The organism is Rahnella aquatilis CIP 78.65 = ATCC 33071 (assembly GCF_000241955.1).
Taxonomy (GTDB): domain Bacteria; phylum Pseudomonadota; class Gammaproteobacteria; order Enterobacterales; family Enterobacteriaceae; genus Rahnella; species Rahnella aquatilis.
In genome coordinates this window covers 254,320-269,888 of record NC_016835.1, presented here as the reverse complement: position 1 = coordinate 269,888, position 15,569 = coordinate 254,320, and the positions used below count along the sequence as shown (strand labels likewise).

The following is a 15,569-nucleotide window of genomic DNA, read 5'->3' as shown; positions in this document are numbered from 1 at the left end:
CAAAACGACCATGAGCATATCGACAACACAGACGTCACCGATGACGCCGCAAGAATTTGAACAGGCGCTGCGTGCCAAAGGCGCGTTTTATCACATCCATCATCCCTACCACATTGCGATGCATAACGGTCAGGCGACCCGCGGGCAAATTCAGGGCTGGGTGGCGAACCGTTTCTATTATCAGACCAGCATTCCGCTGAAAGACGCGGCGATTATGGCCAACTGCCCGGATGCGCAAACACGCCGTAAATGGGTGCAGCGTATTCTCGATCACGACGGACATGGCGGCAGTGAAGGCGGTATCGAAGCCTGGCTGCGTCTGGGCGAAGCGGTGGGGTTAGACCGCGATGTGCTGCTTTCAGAAGAAAGGGTGTTGCCGGGGGTGCGTTTTGCGGTCGATGCCTACGTCAATTTTGCCCGCCGCGCCGTCTGGCAGGAAGCTGCGTGCAGCTCGCTCACCGAACTGTTCGCTCCGCAAATCCATCAGGCGCGTCTCGACACCTGGCCACAGCATTACACATGGATTGAGGAAGAGGGTTACGGTTATTTCCGCAGCCGCCTGAGCCAGGCTAACCGCGACGTCGAACACGGCCTGCAACTGGCACTGGAGTACTGCGATACTGTCGAAAAACAACAGCGCATGCTGGAAATCCTGCAATTCAAACTCGATATTTTGTGGAGCATGCTCGATTCCATGAGCATGGCCTACGAACTGAACCGCCCGCCGTACCACAGCGTGACGCAGCAGGCGGTCTGGCATAAAGGAAGACTCCTGTGATCACCATTACCGAACACTACACGCCGATGTTTCGTCGCGGCTACCGCATGCAGTTTGAGAAAACGCAGGACTGCCATGTGATTTTGTATCCGGAAGGGATGGCGAAACTCAACGACAGTGCGACCTTCATTTTACAACTGGTGGATGGCGGGCGGACAATTGCCAATATCATTGATGAGCTGAATACGCGCTTTCCGGAAGCCGGTGGCGTGAATGATGACGTCAAAGATTTCTTCGCTCAGGCCCATGCACAAAAGTGGATTACCTTCCGTGAACCTGCTTAAACCTGCGGTCAAACCGCCGCTGTGGTTGCTGGCCGAACTGACCTACCGCTGTCCGCTGCAATGCCCGTATTGCTCGAACCCGCTCGATTTCGCTAAGCAGGAAAAAGAACTGACCACCGCGCAATGGATCAAAGTATTCGAAGAAGCGCGGGAAATGGGCGCGGTGCAAATCGGTTTCTCCGGCGGCGAACCGCTGGTGCGTAAAGATTTGCCGGAGCTTATCCGTGCCGCGCGGGATCTCGGTTTTTACACCAACCTGATCACCTCCGGTATCGGGCTGACCGAAAAGAAAATTGATGCTTTTGCTGAGGCCGGACTGGACCATATCCAGATCAGTTTTCAGGCCAGCGATGAAACGCTGAACGCCGCGCTGGCCGGTAACGCCAAAGCGTTCCGGCAAAAACTGGAGATGGCCAAAGCGGTAAAGGCCCACGGTTATCCGATGGTGCTGAACTTTGTGCTGCACCGTCATAACATCGATCAGATCGACAAGATTATCGACCTCAGTATCGAGCTGGAAGCCGATGACGTCGAGCTGGCGACCTGTCAGTTTTACGGCTGGGCACAGCTCAACCGCGAAGGTTTGCTGCCGACCCGTGAGCAGATCGCCCGTGCCGAACAGGTGGTGCATCAGTACCGCGAAAAAATGGCCGGTACCGGTAATCTGGCTAACCTGTTGTTTGTGACGCCCGATTATTACGAAGAGCGTCCGAAAGGCTGCATGGGCGGCTGGGGGGCGATATTCCTCAGTGTGACGCCGGAAGGCATGGCGCTGCCGTGCCACAGCGCGCGCCAGTTGCCGGTGGAATTCCCGTCGGTGCTGGAAAATACCTTGCAGGAAATCTGGTACGACTCCTTCGGCTTTAACAAATACCGCGGCTTCGACTGGATGCCGGAACCCTGCCGCTCCTGTTCTGAAAAAGAGAAAGACTTTGGCGGCTGCCGCTGTCAGGCGTTTATGCTTACCGGCAATGCCGACAACGCCGATCCGGTATGCTCCAAATCTGAGCATCACGGCAAAATCCTCGCCGCGCGCGAACAGGCCAACTGCACCAACATTCAGATCAACCAGTTGCAGTTCCGCAACCGCGCGAACTCTCAGCTGATTTTCAAAGGCTGATACCCTGATGCTGCCAGCCGTACACACCCTGACACTGGCCAGCGGATTGCGGGTCAATATTCTCCATGACCCGCAGGCATCACGCGCTGCCGCGCTTGTTCATCTCAATGCCGGAAGCCACCACGAACCGCCGGAATTTCCCGGACTGGCACATCTGTTTGAGCATGTGGTGTTTGCCGGAAGCCGTCGGTTTCAGGGCGGGGACCGGCTGATGATGTGGGCGCAGGCGGAGGGCGCACAACTCAATGCCACCACGCACGCCACCTCGACGGCGTGGTTTTTCGAGATCATTCCGGCAAAATTTGAAGAGGGTCTGGCGCGGCTTATGGATATGCTGGTGCAGCCTTTGCTGTCGACGGATGCCGTGCAACAGGAAGTGGCCGTGATTGACGCCGAATACCGCATGCTCAGCGCTCATGCGGATCCCCTTTGTGATGTCGCGCTGAGTCTGGCCTTTGCCGCTCCGGCACAACTGCACGATTTTCACATCGGTCACCGTACCGCTTTCGGTGAGGACATTTCCGCTCTGCAACAGGCACTGAGGCATTATCATCAGCGATTCTTCACCGCAGGGCTGCTCACGTTATGGTTACAAGGCCCGCAATCTGTCGCTGAACTGACCGCGCTGGCAGAACATTACGGTAATGCCTTTGCTGCCGGTAAAGGTTCCCCACCGGCGCATACTCAGCCACTGGCGCTGAGCCGGGAACGCTATCTTCAGTTGCGTCTGGAAAGTTCACCACGCCTGCGTTTTTCGTTCCCGGTCACGCCTTGCCCGGCGCTGACGTTATTGCGCCAGTTGCTTACCGATGAAGCGCCGGGCAGTTTACTGGAACAACTGCGAACGCAGGCGCTGGCAGACAGCGTGCGGGTTTCGCTGCCGTACGCCTCTGCCGGTGACGCTATCCTCAGCATCGAATTCATGACCTGCGCCACTGCGCCCACGTTACGTGCCGGTGTGGAAACGCTGTTCTGCCACTGGCTGCAACAGATCCGTGATTTAAGCGCCGGGCATTTACAGCATTATACTGCCCTCGCCCGTCGCGATTTCAGCCGCTTAACCCCGCTGGATCAGCTGCGCGTCCGTACGCTGGATTTTGCGCCCGCTGCGCAAAATGGCTGGCAGAGATTGCTCAGCGAACTAAAACCGGAAAACATGACACGGCTGTGGATTGCCCCGGATGTTCACGGGCATAACGCGCCAGCTCAGGGTTTCACCCTGCCGGTCAGTTTAACTGAATGGCAGTCAAAAAGTGACAGCGTCACTAAATCAACCTTTATGTTTTACCTTTCGCCTGCCGTAACCGCACATAAAACGGATGAAAGCATCCACACAACCGGTGCGCCGCTGACCTTATTTCAGGCCTGCATCGCCCGCGCCAGCCTGCGGGCGCTTTGCGCGCAATCCGCTCATGAAGGCAATTCTCTGGTGTTTACTCATGTGCAGGGCAACGGCTTGTTGCAGCTCAGCGGACCGCAGGCATGGGCAACACATACACTCGCCACAGCGCTGGCACTGCTGCGCGCCCCTTCTCCCACCGCGCTGGCACAAGGTAAACGGCTGTATGAGCAGGAACAGCACCAGCGTAACTCGGATATCGCGATACGCACCCTGCTGGCAACATTGCCGGAAGTGGTCAGCGGGTCGTCCGGCAACGTACATGAGTTGCCGGCTGCCGGTGACGATGCCGCCGTGCTGATGTTCTGCCCGCTGGTGGAAAACACCGCTGAATGTCTGGCCGCCACGCAGGTTCTGGCGTCTTTCCTCGAGCCAAAATTCTTCCAGCGATTGCGCGTCGAAAAAAATGTCGGATACGTGGTGAGTTGCCGTTTCCATCAGACGGCGCGCCAGTCCGGCATTCTGTTTGCGTTGCAGTCGCCAGTGTATGACGCAGAAACGCTGCTGGGGCTTATCGGCGATTTTATCGCTGACATTCCGGCGCTTGTTGCTGAGATTTCCGCCGAAGCACTGGAAGAAAAGTACGGCGCGCTGCGGGAATCGCTGAGCGTGAAGCCTGCGGACAGGCTGGAAGCAGCGAGGCAACAGTGGCTGAGGGAGTTTGCGTATGCGCCGGAAATCAATGAAGCGTCTGTTGCGACGATGACAACAGAACAACTGCTCGCCTGTGTACGAGAACCGGACAACCCCCTCCGCGCCTCCGCAGGGGGAGGAGTAAAAACTCTTCTTCGTCTACACTATCCACGAAGACGAAGTTAAGGAAAACCATGCAAAAAACTACCCACACGCTGCAAAACACAGCATTCGACACCCTGCTGGATCACTATAAAAAAGCGTCACTGCGTACCAGCGGCATCTGGTTACTGCTCGCCAACCTGAGTTTTGTTCTTTTTCTGTTTGGCCGCCATCAGTTCAGGGTGCTGCTGGATCCGAACGCCGACGTGGCGGTTTCCGGTCCGGTGCTGGATAAATTAGCGCTGATTTTCCTGGTGTTTTTTATCATTCTTTTGCCGGTGCTGCGCTTCATACGCTCACGTATGCCCGCGATGATCCTGGCGTTTCTGGTCGGTTTGTACTGGGCCGTGGTGTTCCATTTCATGCTGGCCAGTGACGCGCAGCAACAACTGGTCTTCCCGCTGTTTTGTATGCTGATTTTTACGGCGCTGATTGCGCTGTACCCGACCATGCCGGTTCTTTACAGCTTCACCTTACCGCTGTGGTTCTCATTATTTTTTCATCTGGTATTGCTGAAACCGGCGATTCCGATTCTGGAAATCGCCGCAATGATTGTCGTCAGCGCCCTGTTTGAAACGGCGCGTATGATGCTCAGCCGCTGGTTTGTACTTTCTGTCCGGCGGGAATGCGACAACCAGTTGCTGGTCAGTAAGCTGGATAATCTGGCGCATTACGATCCGCTGACGGGCATAGCGAACCGCCGCCAGCTCGATAACCAGCTTGAACAGATGATTGCGCAAACGGAACGTCAGGGCGGCACCTTTTCCCTGATCATGATCGACGTGGATTTCTTCAAAAAATACAACGACCATTACGGCCATCAGGCCGGAGATACCTGTCTGGTGGGCATTGCGGAGTGTTTCAAGCAGGTCGTCAGGCAACCGGCCGATCTGGTGGCCCGTTATGGCGGCGAGGAGTTTGTCGTCCTGCTGCACAACGCCGATGCAAAAGACGCTGAAGTGGTCGCGGAACGCATCAGGCAAAGTGTGACGCAGGCGGCCATCCCCCACGCCTTATCGCAGGTGTCAGACACGGTGACGGTCAGTCAGGGCATTATGCAATGGTCGCCGGGAATGACATCGCTGGAATTACTCAAACGTGCCGACGGCGCACTGTATGACGCCAAGCATGCGGGACGAAACGGCTATTGCGTGGGGCAATGAAACAGGGCGCGGCTTCGAACGAAATCGCGCCCCCTCAGCATGTTACAAGGTCGCGCGATGCACCTGATCCCGTCCGTAAACCAGCGAATCCGCACTGATGTCAGCAATGGATTTCGCCCCGGTCAGTATCATCGCCACCCGCATCTCTTTTTCGATCAGGTTCAGCAGGTTAATGACCCCGGCCTCGCCCGCTGCCGCCAGCGCATACACAAACGCCCTGCCCAGCAGCACACTGTCCGCACCGAGCGCGATCATACGCACCACGTCCAGCCCGGTACGGATGCCGGAATCCGCAAGAATGGTGATGTCGCCTTTCACCGCGTCAGCTATCGCGGGCAATGCGTGAGCGGTGGACAGCACGCCGTCAAGCTGACGTCCCCCGTGGTTGGAGACCACAATGCCATCCGCACCAAATTTTACCGCGTCTTTTGCATCTTCCGGATCCAGAATACCTTTGATAATCATCGGGCCTTTCCAGAACTCACGGATCCACTCCAGATCTTTCCATGAAATCGAGGGGTCGAAGTTCGCCGCCAGCCAGCCGATATAATCTTCCAGCGTGGTCGGTTTGCCGCGATAGGCCGAGACATTACCGAGATCATGCGGTTTGCCGTTCAGGCCGACATCCCACGCCCATTGCGGATGCATCACCGCCTGAAACATCCGGCGTACTGCGGCGTTCGGGCCACTCATGCCGGAATGCGCATCACGATAACGTGCGCCGGGCGTCGGCATATCCACGGTAAACACCAGCGTCCTGACGCCCGCTGCCTGCGCACGCTCCAGCGCATTGCGCATGAAACCCCGGTCTTTTAATACGTAAAGCTGGAACCACATCGGGCGGTCAATGGCCGGTGCCACTTCTTCAATCGGACAGACAGAGACAGTGGAAAGTGTGAAAGGAATGCCTTTTTTCGCCGCCGCGCGGGCCGCCTGCACTTCGCCGCGTCGCGCATACATACCGGTCAGACCCACCGGTGCCAGCACGACGGGCATCGCCAGCTTTTCGCCAAACAGCTGGGTTTCAAGACTGAGATCGGACATGTTTTTGAGGATGCGCTGACGCAGGGCGATGTCAGCCAGATCGGCGGTGTTACGTCTGAGCGTATGCTCGTTGTAAGCGCCGCCGTCGATGTAATGAAACAGGAAGGGCGGCAGTTTACTTTTTGCCGCAGCGCGGTAGTCCGTTGATGCTGAAATAATCATTGTTTTCTCTCGTTATCTTGCGCTCTTGTAATTGGCGCTGTAGGGGTGTCAAAAGTGTAGCTGATAAACACAACCTGAGAGAAAACAATGGCAATGAAAAACCCTATTTTCACGCTGCAGAGCATGGGAGTAGAAGGAAGGGGAAATCTTGAAAATGCGCGGCGGGTTTAATCTCGCCGCTTTGATCGTGTTCACGGATTCATCATTTACCAGGTTTGTTGAGATGCCAGTGTAAAAGCCTGACGATCACCTGATATAAAATAACGGTAATAACAGGACAAATGATAAATAGCGCCCATCCGATAAAACCTTCAACATCTGGTTCTCCAAATATAGCGGCTGATTCATTCCAAAAAGCATATTGTTCTTTAGTCACCGGGGATGAAGGCCGCAGAATAAGAAAAACCAGAATGTAAATCCCCAAGCCGATTAAAATTCTACATCCCGTTGCCACACGACGCCTGTCCATTCAGGATCACCTCTATCATTCCATAACTCATTAAACCATTAGGTAATTCTGTCTGCCGGGTAGACATCAGGGCCTGACGAATAGCCATAAAATCACTGCGATGCTGAAGGGTGATACATCCTAAAGAAATTCCTAGTGGACCCGGGGGATGCAGGCGAAAATTACCACGCTCAACCCCTTCAATCCACGTTTTGTCATCTATTGAACCATCGTCCCGATAAAGAGCAAACCACTCCGCCTTAATCACCGGGGTAGGCGTAAACCACGAATAGGAATCACGAAGATCAGCCCTTACAATACCTTTCACCCCGCCCGTTGCTCGTTTGATAATATGATAGCGGCCATGTGGAATCGGCCCCAAATTAAGAATTCCACTACAACTTGCCCTGTTGCGATACGCATCTTTGCCAGAATAGGCCATGTAGGTACCTACTCCGTACATCAACAAAGGACAGTAATCCGCATCATTAATAACAAACTTTCCTTGTAAAGCCATGAAACCGCCTTTTTGAAAATTTAGCCTAAGGGAAGACACTACAGGAATCGCACCGCAAAAAACAGACGCCAGGACGGCCTGAATTGATAATAAAATTCTGAAAATTCAGTTTGTTACGACATCCGCTAATTGCACTAATAGCAGTATGGGCATAACGTGAAGTCTCATTTTACTAAAGGGAATTACAACCATGCCGATACCCGCTTATATGTGGCTTTATGATGATGGCGGTTCCGCTATTAAAGGTTCAGTGGATGTTGCAGGGCGTGAGGGAAGTATTGAGATCATCGGTTTCAGCCACGGTCTGAATATTCCCGTCGATAGCCGCAGTGGCAGCATTACCGGGACACGTTCTCATTCACCGATGATGTTTGAAAAGGAATTCGATTCGTCGAGTCCTTATTTATATAAAGCGGTCTCAAAAGGCCAAACGCTAAAATCCGCTGAGATCCGCTGGTATCGTATTAACGATGCCGGGCGAGAAGAGGCTTATTTTATTATGACGATTGAGGGCGTGAAGATTACTGGCGTAAATCCCGGGATGCCGAACGTTAAAATGTCGGGTAATTCGCAGATTAATCACATGGAATCAGTGTCAATGATGTACAACAAAATCACCTGGCACTGTGTTGACGGCAATATTAAATATACCGATGAATGGAATGACCGGTCATGATAAAAATGGGGTTAACACCCCATGTCACCGCACGATACACATCGGTTTACCCGTTACCGGTTCCGGATAGATTTGCGCATCAATATCAAACACCTGTGCCAGCAATTCGGGTGTCATCACCTCTTCCGGTGTGCCCTGCGCGATAATTTTTCCCGCTGCCATCATCACCAGATAATCACAATAACGGCTGGCCTGATTCAGATCATGGAGCACCGCCACCAGCGTTTTCCCCTGCTGATTCTGACTGCGCAACAGGCTCATCAGCTCGACCTGATGGCTGATATCGAGGTAGGTGGTCGGCTCGTCGAGCAGCACCAGCGGCGTATCCTGCGCCAGCACCATCGCCAGAAACACCCGCTGACGCTGCCCGCCGGAGAGTTCACTGACGCGTTTCTCTGCCAGTTCTGTGATATTGGTTTCCTGCATCGCCCGTTCGACGATGGTCTTATCCTGCTGCCCCAGCCTGCCCCACAGGTTCAGCCACGGGCTGCGGCCATAGCCCACCAGTTCACGCACGCTGATACCTTCCGGCGCAATATGCTGCTGCGGCAGTAACGCCAGTTTGCGGGCGAGAGGGCGGCCATGCAGCGTAGATAAATCATCATCACCGAGACGCAACGTACCGCAAGCCGGTGTCAGCAAACGTGAAAAGCATTTCAGCAGCGTGGATTTTCCGCAGCCGTTCGGGCCGATCAGCGCGGTAATTTTCCCGGCGGGTAGCGTCAGCGACAGGCCATTAAGGATATTTTTATTGCCGTATCCGGCAGTCAGATTTTCTGCACTGAGTTGCATAATCAGCGGGTTCTCATTAATAGCCAGAAGAAATACGGCGCACCGATCACCGCCGTTAATACGCCCGCAGGCAGTTCCAGTGGCGGGTGCAGCGTTCGCGCCAGCACATCGGCCAGCAGCAGAATCAGCGCCCCGACCAGTAATGACGCGGGGATCAGCACACGGTGACGACCGCCGACCAGTTTGCGGGTCAGGTGCGGTGCCACTAAACCGATAAAACCAACCGGCCCGCACGCCGCAACACTTATCGCCGCCAGCGCCACTGCCAGCAACAACACCAGCCGCTGCACGCGGGATACGCGAATACCCAGCGTCGAGGCGCTGTCATCACCGAGCGCCAGCACATCCAGGTCGCGGCAAAACCACAGACTCAGCGGCAGCAGGATCAGCAACCACGGCGCGACTATCTCAACAAAATTCCAGCCGCGCCCCCACAGGCTGCCGGTCAGCCACAGCAGTGCATTGTTGATTTCCATCGGGTGCGACAGCATCAGATAGTCAGTCAGGCTGGCGTAAAAGGCGGTCAGCGCAACCCCCGTCAGCGCCAGACGCAGCGGTGCTGAACGCCCGGCCATCAGGCGCAGCAACACAAAAGCGGCGATGCCGCCGGTAAACGCCAGCGGCGGCAGCCATAACACCGGCAGTGCAGGCAATAGCATCAGCGCCCCTGCTGACGCTAATCCGGCAGCATGATTAACCCCCAGAATGTCCGGCGAGGCCAGCGGATTGCGGATAATTCCCTGCACCAGCACGCCGGAAAGCGCCAGCGCCGCACCGACCAGCATCGCCAGCAAGGTGCGCGGCAACCGGTATTCAAACAGCGGAAAATGGTTGCTGTCAGCGGGCGATACTGCCAGACGCATTTGCTCAAACGTCAGCGTGTGGGTTCCGTAGCGCAGGGAAATCACAAAAGTCAGCAGCAACAACGCGCTGAGCGTGAGGAAAAGAGTGAACTGCCGGGTCATGTGCGCGTCCTCACCAGCCAGACAAAGAACGGTGCGCCAATCAGCGCCAGCACCACGCCCGCCGGTAATTCACCCGGCCACGCCAGAAAGCGCGCCAGTAAATCGGCCAGCAGCATCAGCGTGGCCCCGAAAATCATGCTGAGCGGCAACATACGGCGCAAATCATAGCCAATCCAGTAACGGGAAATATGCGGCACCAGCAGGCCGATAAACGCCAGCGGTCCGGCGACGCTGACACAGGCACCGACCAGCAGCAACACCATCAGATTGATGGTCAGGCGCAAACGCGGCAGGTTCACGCCCAGTGTCTGCGCGCTGTCGTCGCTGACCTGTAACAGGTTCAGGCGACCGGCAAGCAGCAACACCCACGGCGCGATGATCGCGGTGAACGGAAACAGGTGCCAGAATTCCGGCCAGCGGGCATGTGCCACGCCACCGGCCAGCCAGCTCAGAATGCCGTAGGCATGATCTTCGGAGAGGATCAGCGTGGCTTTGGCCAGTGCGGCGCACAGTGCAGAAACCGCCACGCCGGCGAGGATCAACCGGCTGCGATCGCCAGCCTGCCGCCAGCCGCCGCCCGTCAGCATCACCGTGCCCCAACTGACACCGCCGCCCAGCGCGGCCACCAGCGCGATGCTGAAGCCGGAGAAAAGTTGCGGGCTGAGTGCGCTGACCAATACCATCGCCAGTGACGCTCCGGCGTTGATGCCAAACAGTGAAGGCGACGCCAGCGGATTGCGGGTGAGGGTTTGCAGCAAACTGCCCGCCAGCGCCAGACTGGCGCCGAGCAGCATCGCCACCAGACTGCGCGGCAGGCGCAGGTTCAGTACCAGCGCCTGCGCCAGAGAAACCGGCGGGCCGGGCAGCAAGGCACGCAAAGATTCCACCGCGCCAATGGGCACCGCAGAACGGCAAAAAAGCGTCAGCCAGAAGCTGACGCCCAATATGAACAGGGGCAGCGTCCAGCGCCACCCGGCAAACAGATATTTTACTGCCATCATGGTGCGGTTTTAAGCGCCTGATGATGCAGGATCTGCACCGTGTCGCGGGCGATCTGTTCGGCGGCAAATACCCCGCGCATCCGCGCCCAGACGTTACTGTCCACCGACGCCTCCTGTTTTTGCTGCGCGGCTTTCATCATCTGCCACAGCGGATCCTGCTGCCACTGGCGCACGATGCTTTCCTGACGGTAGTGCGCAACGATCAGCCAGTCCGGATTGATCGCCAGCAACTGTTCGAAGCTGATATTGGCCAGCGCCTGCTGGTTAACCGGCTCCGGCACAATCAGGCCGAGCGAGGTCAGCACGCTGCCGGTGTAGGAGTCGCGCGTATGCAGATTGAACTGCTGCTCGCGCGACGTGCCGAAAACCACCTGCGTACCTTTTGGCAACTGCGCGGCAAACGCCTGCATCCGCTGGTGATGTTCCTTCAGCCGTTGTTGCATCAGCACATCTTTGCCCAGCACCTTGCCGATGATCGCCGCTGACGCCAGATCCTCACTGTAGGTTTCATTGCGGGATTTCAGCAGCAGCGTCGGTGCAATGCCTTTCAGTGCGGCGTAAATTCCGCTGTGACGGCTGCTGTCGGCGATGATCAAATCCGGTTTCAGCGCGGCAATCGCCTCAAGGCTCGGCTGCGAACGCGTGCCGACCGACTGCCAGGCGCTGATGCGCTGACGCACCTGCGGTAAAATGCGATCCGCATCGTTATCGTCTGCCACACCCACCGGGCTGACATCCACCACCGCCAGCGCATCCACAAAGGACAGTTCCAGCACCACTACCCGTTTTGGCGTGCTATCAATCGTAAAACTGCCCTGCTGATCGGTTACCGTCACGGCCTGCGCGGCAGGCAGTAAAAAACATAAGCTGGCAAAAAGCGCAAAGCGGGAGAAAAAAGACATAAAACCTCTGTGCGTTATCAGTCATTAAATATTGCCGAAACCCGGCGGGTCTCAGAACTTCAGGGAGCCTTGCATATACAACGTGCGCGGCTGCCCTGCGTAGATGCCTTTGTTGTTATCGTCATAGGCGCGGGTGAAATATTCGTGATCGAAAATGTTTTTCACACCGAAAGCCAGGTTCAGGTTTGCCATGTCTGCACCGAACTGATAACCGGCCCGTGCGCCCCACAGCATAAAGCCCGGAATGCGGCCGGTGCTGCCGTCAGCACTTTCTTCGACCGTGTTGGCGTTGTCAGCAAACTGACCGGACTGGTATTCGCTGTTGACGTTGAAGAACCAGTTGCCCGGTGTGTAATCCAGCCCCAGCGTGCCCTTGTTTTTCGGCGAGAACGGCACCTGATTGCCATGCGTATCGCCCTCTTCGCGGATCACCGCGTTGACATAGGCATAACTGGCGTAGGCAGAGACGTTTTCCAGTTTCGGCGACAGATCGGACAGGTCGTAACGGATCTGGCTTTCCAGCCCGGTGTGACGGGTTTTACCGCGCGCGGTTACGCTGTCGGTGGTCTGGCTGGAATCGTACTGATTGTTAAAGTTGATCAGGAACAGACCGACTTCCGCTTTCACAATGTTGTTATCAAAGCGCGTACCCAGTTCCCAGGTGCGGGCTTTTTCCGGCCCGATGTTGCCGCTGTCCACCGCTTTGCCAATCTGGCTGTACTGCACGGTGCCGAAAGAACCTTCGGTGTTGCCGTAAATATTCCAGGCGTCGTTCAGGTGATACACGACATTCAGCGCAGGCAGCGGCGCGTTGTAGCTGATTTCCTGCTTCGTGCCTTTGATATAGTTATTCTGGTAAGACTGGATATGTTCGTAGCGCATACCCGGCGTGAGGGTCCAGTCGCCGACGTCGATACGGTCATCGATATAAAACGCGTTGGCCTGCGTGCCGGACTGGGTATCGCGGTCATACGGGCTGTTGCCGGTCGGCAGTACGCCGGATTTAGCCGGGCTGTAGTAGCGCAGTTCGTGGGTAGATTCGCTGACGTAGCGGTAACCGACGCCCACTTCATGCGCGGTCTGGCCCAGATTGAAGCTCTGGCTGTAACGCGGTTCGATACCACGCACCCAATACTGGCGCGGGGAAAGCGTCAGATTTTTGCCCTGATCGAGATAGCCGCTGCGCAGCGTGTAGGTGTAGAAGCTCTGAATGTTGAATTTATGCTGTTGATCCGGCTGGTACTGATAACCGAAACTGGCGAGCTGGCGGCGTCCCCAGAATTCGTCGTACGGGCGCGTGGACTGAAAACGGCTGGCATTGTAATCGGCACGGGACAAACCGCCCGGCATTTCTGCGCGGCCTTCGTAATATTGCAGCAGGCTGTTAAACGTGTGGATTTCATTCGGCGCGTAACGGGTTTTCAGCATCACGTCGTCGATTTTCGTCGCGCTGTGTTCACGCCAGTCGCTGCCGCGGGTGCCGGAATACAATAATGCGCCACCGAGGCCGTTATCCGCCGTACCGCCAATCATCAGGTTGCCGGTGCCTTTCGGGTGATTCTGGCTGGAGGTCGGGCTGTAAGTGCCTTCCGTTCCGGCTTCGATACCAAAATCTTTCGGTATGGCACGGGTGACAAAGTTCACCACGCCGCCGACGCTTTGCGGCCCGTAACGCACCGCACCGCCGCCGCGTACCACATCCACCGCATCCATGTTACCGGGTGAAACCGGCGCAAGGGAAAGTTGCGGCTGGCCGTAAGGCGCGAACGGCACCGGAATGCCGTCCATCAGCACGGTTGTTCGGCTGGCAAGGCGCGGGTTCAGGCCACGGATACCGAAATTCATCGCCATATCGTGACTGCCGGTGCCGTTATTTTCCGGCGCATTCACACCCGGAATGCGGTTCATCACTTCACGCACCGTCGTCGCGCCGGTTTTCACAAAGTCTTCACGACGGATGACATCACGCGCCCCGCCATGCTCAAAAACGTCGTTTTCACGCGCATCCGCCAGCCAGTCACCGACCACGGTCAGTGATTCCGGCGTCTGTACCGGTACCGGGATAGCCGCCAGCGTAAAAGCACTATTACCCAGTGATTTGGCTTCCAGCCCGCTGTCTGCCAGCAGCGCCGTCAGGCCATCATCAGGGGTATAATTTCCCTGCAACCCGTTGCTGTGCTTGCCGCGCGTCAGCGATGAATCCACCGACAGTGTGATACCCGCTTTGGCCGCAAACTGATTCAGTGCGGTATCAAGATCGCCCGCAGCAATCTGATAAGACGCAGACTGAACCGCAGCCGCAGCGGGAAGCGCAGACATCAGCGCAGCAGGAATGATCGCGCAGTGAATAGCGATCGCCAGTGGTGTTGTTTTGCCAAAAGAACGAACAACGCGTGAGCGTGAAATGGACATACCGTCTCCAGATTTTATGTTTTTTTACTGTGTGTTTTTGAGCGTGTTACTTAGGAGTCGGATGAGAATGCAAAAGGGACAATCGCGAATGCGATTATTTATCATTTTTATTTGCAGAGAAATTTTTAACCGGCATTACGCAGGTACCACGTTCACCCAATAGCGGGTCATTGTCTGAATTTTTACGGGTAATGTGCGCGAGAGAATATTCAGCACGCTGTCGGTGTCGTTCAGCGGGAAGGTGCCGCTGATGCGCAGATCCGCGACGGCCGGATCACAGCTCAGGTGCCCGTGACGGTAACGGGCGAGTTCGTCCACCACCTCAGCCAGTCGCCGGTCGCTGACGCTCAGCACGCCTTTGTTCCAGCTTCCCGCACCACTTTCGATCGCCGTGACCTCGCCAAATGCCGTGCCGGTAAAGCGCACGGAGTGGCCTTCGCTGACCTGCAAACGTGGCACAGGATGGCCCGGCAGCGTAATTTCTACTGCGTGTTTCAGCACGGTCAGACGGGTCGCATCATCATACTGGCGGACGATAAATTCCGTGCCGAGCGCACGCAACATGCCCTGCTGCGTTTGCACCAGAAAAGGCCGTGCAACAGGCTGCGGATCGCGCGCCGTGGTAATACGGATTTCGCCCTGATGCAGGCGGATCAACCGCTGCTGCGGCGTAAAACGGATATCGGCGGCACTGGCGGTATTGAGTGAAAGCTGCGAACCGTCATCCAGACGCAGCGTTTTGATTTCGCCGGTGGAGGTGCGCGTATCTGCCAGCAGCCCCTGTCCGGCAGGCGTCTGCCACGCTTTCCAGGTCCCTCCCAGCCCGAGCAAGACCAGCAGCCCTTTCAGCACACGGCGTCGGGTGATGTCCGATTGCCGGTGCGCATGACTGAGCGTCTGATAACTGAATTTACCGGGCATGCTGTGCATCTGGCCCTGTAAGGATTCCACCCGCTGCCATGCCCAGCGATGATCTTCATGCTGCGCCAGCCAGACCTGCCATTTCTGATTTTGCTGCGGCGTAACCTCGCCGGAACACAAGGTGGCGAACCACCGGGCGGCCATTTTCAACGCGAGTCGCTGATGATCAGAGACGGAAGAATTCATCACG

At 56.4% G+C, this 15,569-nt stretch carries 15 protein-coding genes; 6 read left to right on the top strand and 9 right to left on the bottom strand.

Annotated elements, in window-relative coordinates; genetic code table 11:
- Positions 1-10 precede the first annotated feature (10 nt).
- Genes pqqC through RAHAQ2_RS23215 form a run of 5 tightly spaced genes read left to right on the top strand, consistent with a single transcriptional unit; the run spans position 11 to position 5,539 of the window.
- Positions 11-778 carry a pyrroloquinoline-quinone synthase PqqC gene (gene pqqC / locus RAHAQ2_RS23235; RefSeq protein WP_014341829.1) on the top strand — a complete coding sequence of 256 codons (768 nt, stop codon included), beginning with the start codon at positions 11-13 and terminating at the stop codon, positions 776-778.
- Positions 779-804: 26 nt separating this feature from the next.
- On the top strand, positions 805-1,062 hold the full coding sequence (gene pqqD, locus RAHAQ2_RS23230; RefSeq protein WP_037041038.1) for a pyrroloquinoline quinone biosynthesis peptide chaperone PqqD: 258 nt from the start codon (positions 805-807) through the stop codon (positions 1,060-1,062).
- Positions 1,049-2,182: a pyrroloquinoline quinone biosynthesis protein PqqE gene (gene pqqE, locus RAHAQ2_RS23225; protein ID WP_014341827.1), complete on the top strand. Its 1,134-nt coding sequence runs from the start codon at positions 1,049-1,051 to the stop codon at positions 2,180-2,182. The genes pqqD and pqqE overlap by 14 nt, the downstream gene beginning before the upstream one ends.
- Positions 2,183-2,189: 7 nt before the next feature.
- Positions 2,190-4,400 (top strand): pyrroloquinoline quinone biosynthesis protein PqqF, encoded by a 2,211-nt coding sequence (gene pqqF, locus RAHAQ2_RS23220; protein ID WP_014341826.1) that lies wholly within the window; start codon positions 2,190-2,192, stop codon positions 4,398-4,400.
- An 8-nt stretch (positions 4,401-4,408) separates the two neighbouring features.
- Positions 4,409-5,539, top strand: a complete 1,131-nt coding sequence (locus RAHAQ2_RS23215) for a sensor domain-containing diguanylate cyclase (protein WP_014341825.1) — start codon at positions 4,409-4,411, stop codon at positions 5,537-5,539.
- Positions 5,540-5,581: 42 nt separating this feature from the next.
- Here RAHAQ2_RS23215 and lldD read toward each other — a convergent pair whose 3' ends face one another.
- The 3 genes from lldD to RAHAQ2_RS23205 form a co-directional block, all read right to left on the bottom strand.
- Positions 5,582-6,745, bottom strand: coding sequence for an FMN-dependent L-lactate dehydrogenase LldD (lldD, locus tag RAHAQ2_RS23210; protein ID WP_014341824.1), 1,164 nt, complete (start codon positions 6,743-6,745; stop codon positions 5,582-5,584).
- A 202-nt stretch (positions 6,746-6,947) separates the two neighbouring features.
- A complete protein-coding gene (locus RAHAQ2_RS25340; RefSeq protein WP_014341823.1) occupies positions 6,948-7,214 on the bottom strand; it encodes a hypothetical protein in 267 nt (88 codons plus the stop codon).
- Entirely contained in the window at positions 7,183-7,710 is a 528-nt protein-coding gene (locus tag RAHAQ2_RS23205; protein ID WP_014341822.1) for a DUF2778 domain-containing protein, read from the bottom strand. The genes RAHAQ2_RS25340 and RAHAQ2_RS23205 overlap by 32 nt, the downstream gene beginning before the upstream one ends.
- 190 nt (positions 7,711-7,900) lie before the next feature.
- Between RAHAQ2_RS23205 and RAHAQ2_RS23200 the strand changes: the two genes are divergently transcribed.
- Positions 7,901-8,386: an Hcp family type VI secretion system effector gene (locus RAHAQ2_RS23200; protein ID WP_014341821.1), complete on the top strand. Its 486-nt coding sequence runs from the start codon at positions 7,901-7,903 to the stop codon at positions 8,384-8,386.
- Between the two features lie 24 nt (positions 8,387-8,410).
- Here the strand turns inward: RAHAQ2_RS23200 and fecE are convergent, their stop codons facing one another.
- The 6 genes from fecE to fecR form a co-directional block, all read right to left on the bottom strand.
- Positions 8,411-9,178, bottom strand: coding sequence for a Fe(3+) dicitrate ABC transporter ATP-binding protein FecE (gene fecE / locus RAHAQ2_RS23195; protein WP_014341820.1), 768 nt, complete (start codon positions 9,176-9,178; stop codon positions 8,411-8,413).
- A 2-nt stretch (positions 9,179-9,180) separates the two neighbouring features.
- Positions 9,181-10,143 (bottom strand): Fe(3+) dicitrate ABC transporter permease subunit FecD, encoded by a 963-nt coding sequence (gene fecD, locus RAHAQ2_RS23190; protein ID WP_014341819.1) that lies wholly within the window; start codon positions 10,141-10,143, stop codon positions 9,181-9,183.
- The gene (gene fecC / locus RAHAQ2_RS23185; RefSeq protein WP_014341818.1) at positions 10,140-11,144 is read right to left on the bottom strand and encodes an iron-dicitrate ABC transporter permease FecC; all 1,005 of its coding nucleotides are present in this window, start codon (positions 11,142-11,144) and stop codon (positions 10,140-10,142) included. Before fecC ends, fecD begins: the two co-directional genes overlap by 4 nt.
- Positions 11,141-12,046 (bottom strand): Fe(3+) dicitrate ABC transporter substrate-binding protein FecB, encoded by a 906-nt coding sequence (locus tag RAHAQ2_RS23180; protein WP_014341817.1) that lies wholly within the window; start codon positions 12,044-12,046, stop codon positions 11,141-11,143. Before RAHAQ2_RS23180 ends, fecC begins: the two co-directional genes overlap by 4 nt.
- A gap of 51 nt (positions 12,047-12,097) precedes the next feature.
- Entirely contained in the window at positions 12,098-14,458 is a 2,361-nt protein-coding gene (fecA, locus tag RAHAQ2_RS23175) for a TonB-dependent Fe(3+) dicitrate receptor FecA (RefSeq protein WP_014341816.1), read from the bottom strand.
- 135 nt (positions 14,459-14,593) lie between these two features.
- Positions 14,594-15,565 (bottom strand): ferric citrate uptake sigma factor regulator FecR, encoded by a 972-nt coding sequence (fecR, locus tag RAHAQ2_RS23170; RefSeq protein ID WP_014341815.1) that lies wholly within the window; start codon positions 15,563-15,565, stop codon positions 14,594-14,596.
- Positions 15,566-15,569 lie beyond the last annotated feature (4 nt).

What these genes read in the sequence shown, in the direction of transcription:
- pqqC (WP_014341829.1), top strand. Translation starts at nt 11, where the DNA reads ATGAGCATATCGACAACACAGACGTCACCGATGACGCCGCAAGAATTT.
- pqqD (WP_037041038.1), top strand. Translation starts at nt 805, where the DNA reads ATGTTTCGTCGCGGCTACCGCATGCAGTTTGAGAAAACGCAGGACTGC.
- pqqF (WP_014341826.1), top strand. Translation starts at nt 2,190, where the DNA reads ATGCTGCCAGCCGTACACACCCTGACACTGGCCAGCGGATTGCGGGTC.
- RAHAQ2_RS23215 (WP_014341825.1), top strand. Translation starts at nt 4,409, where the DNA reads ATGCAAAAAACTACCCACACGCTGCAAAACACAGCATTCGACACCCTG.
- lldD (WP_014341824.1), bottom strand. Translation starts at nt 6,745, where the DNA reads ATGATTATTTCAGCATCAACGGACTACCGCGCTGCGGCAAAAAGTAAA.
- RAHAQ2_RS25340 (WP_014341823.1), bottom strand. Translation starts at nt 7,214, where the DNA reads ATGGACAGGCGTCGTGTGGCAACGGGATGTAGAATTTTAATCGGCTTG.
- RAHAQ2_RS23205 (WP_014341822.1), bottom strand. Translation starts at nt 7,710, where the DNA reads ATGGCTTTACAAGGAAAGTTTGTTATTAATGATGCGGATTACTGTCCT.
- RAHAQ2_RS23200 (WP_014341821.1), top strand. Translation starts at nt 7,901, where the DNA reads ATGCCGATACCCGCTTATATGTGGCTTTATGATGATGGCGGTTCCGCT.
- fecE (WP_014341820.1), bottom strand. Translation starts at nt 9,178, where the DNA reads ATGCAACTCAGTGCAGAAAATCTGACTGCCGGATACGGCAATAAAAAT.
- fecD (WP_014341819.1), bottom strand. Translation starts at nt 10,143, where the DNA reads ATGACCCGGCAGTTCACTCTTTTCCTCACGCTCAGCGCGTTGTTGCTG.
- fecC (WP_014341818.1), bottom strand. Translation starts at nt 11,144, where the DNA reads ATGATGGCAGTAAAATATCTGTTTGCCGGGTGGCGCTGGACGCTGCCC.
- RAHAQ2_RS23180 (WP_014341817.1), bottom strand. Translation starts at nt 12,046, where the DNA reads ATGTCTTTTTTCTCCCGCTTTGCGCTTTTTGCCAGCTTATGTTTTTTA.
- fecA (WP_014341816.1), bottom strand. Translation starts at nt 14,458, where the DNA reads ATGTCCATTTCACGCTCACGCGTTGTTCGTTCTTTTGGCAAAACAACA.
- fecR (WP_014341815.1), bottom strand. Translation starts at nt 15,565, where the DNA reads ATGAATTCTTCCGTCTCTGATCATCAGCGACTCGCGTTGAAAATGGCC.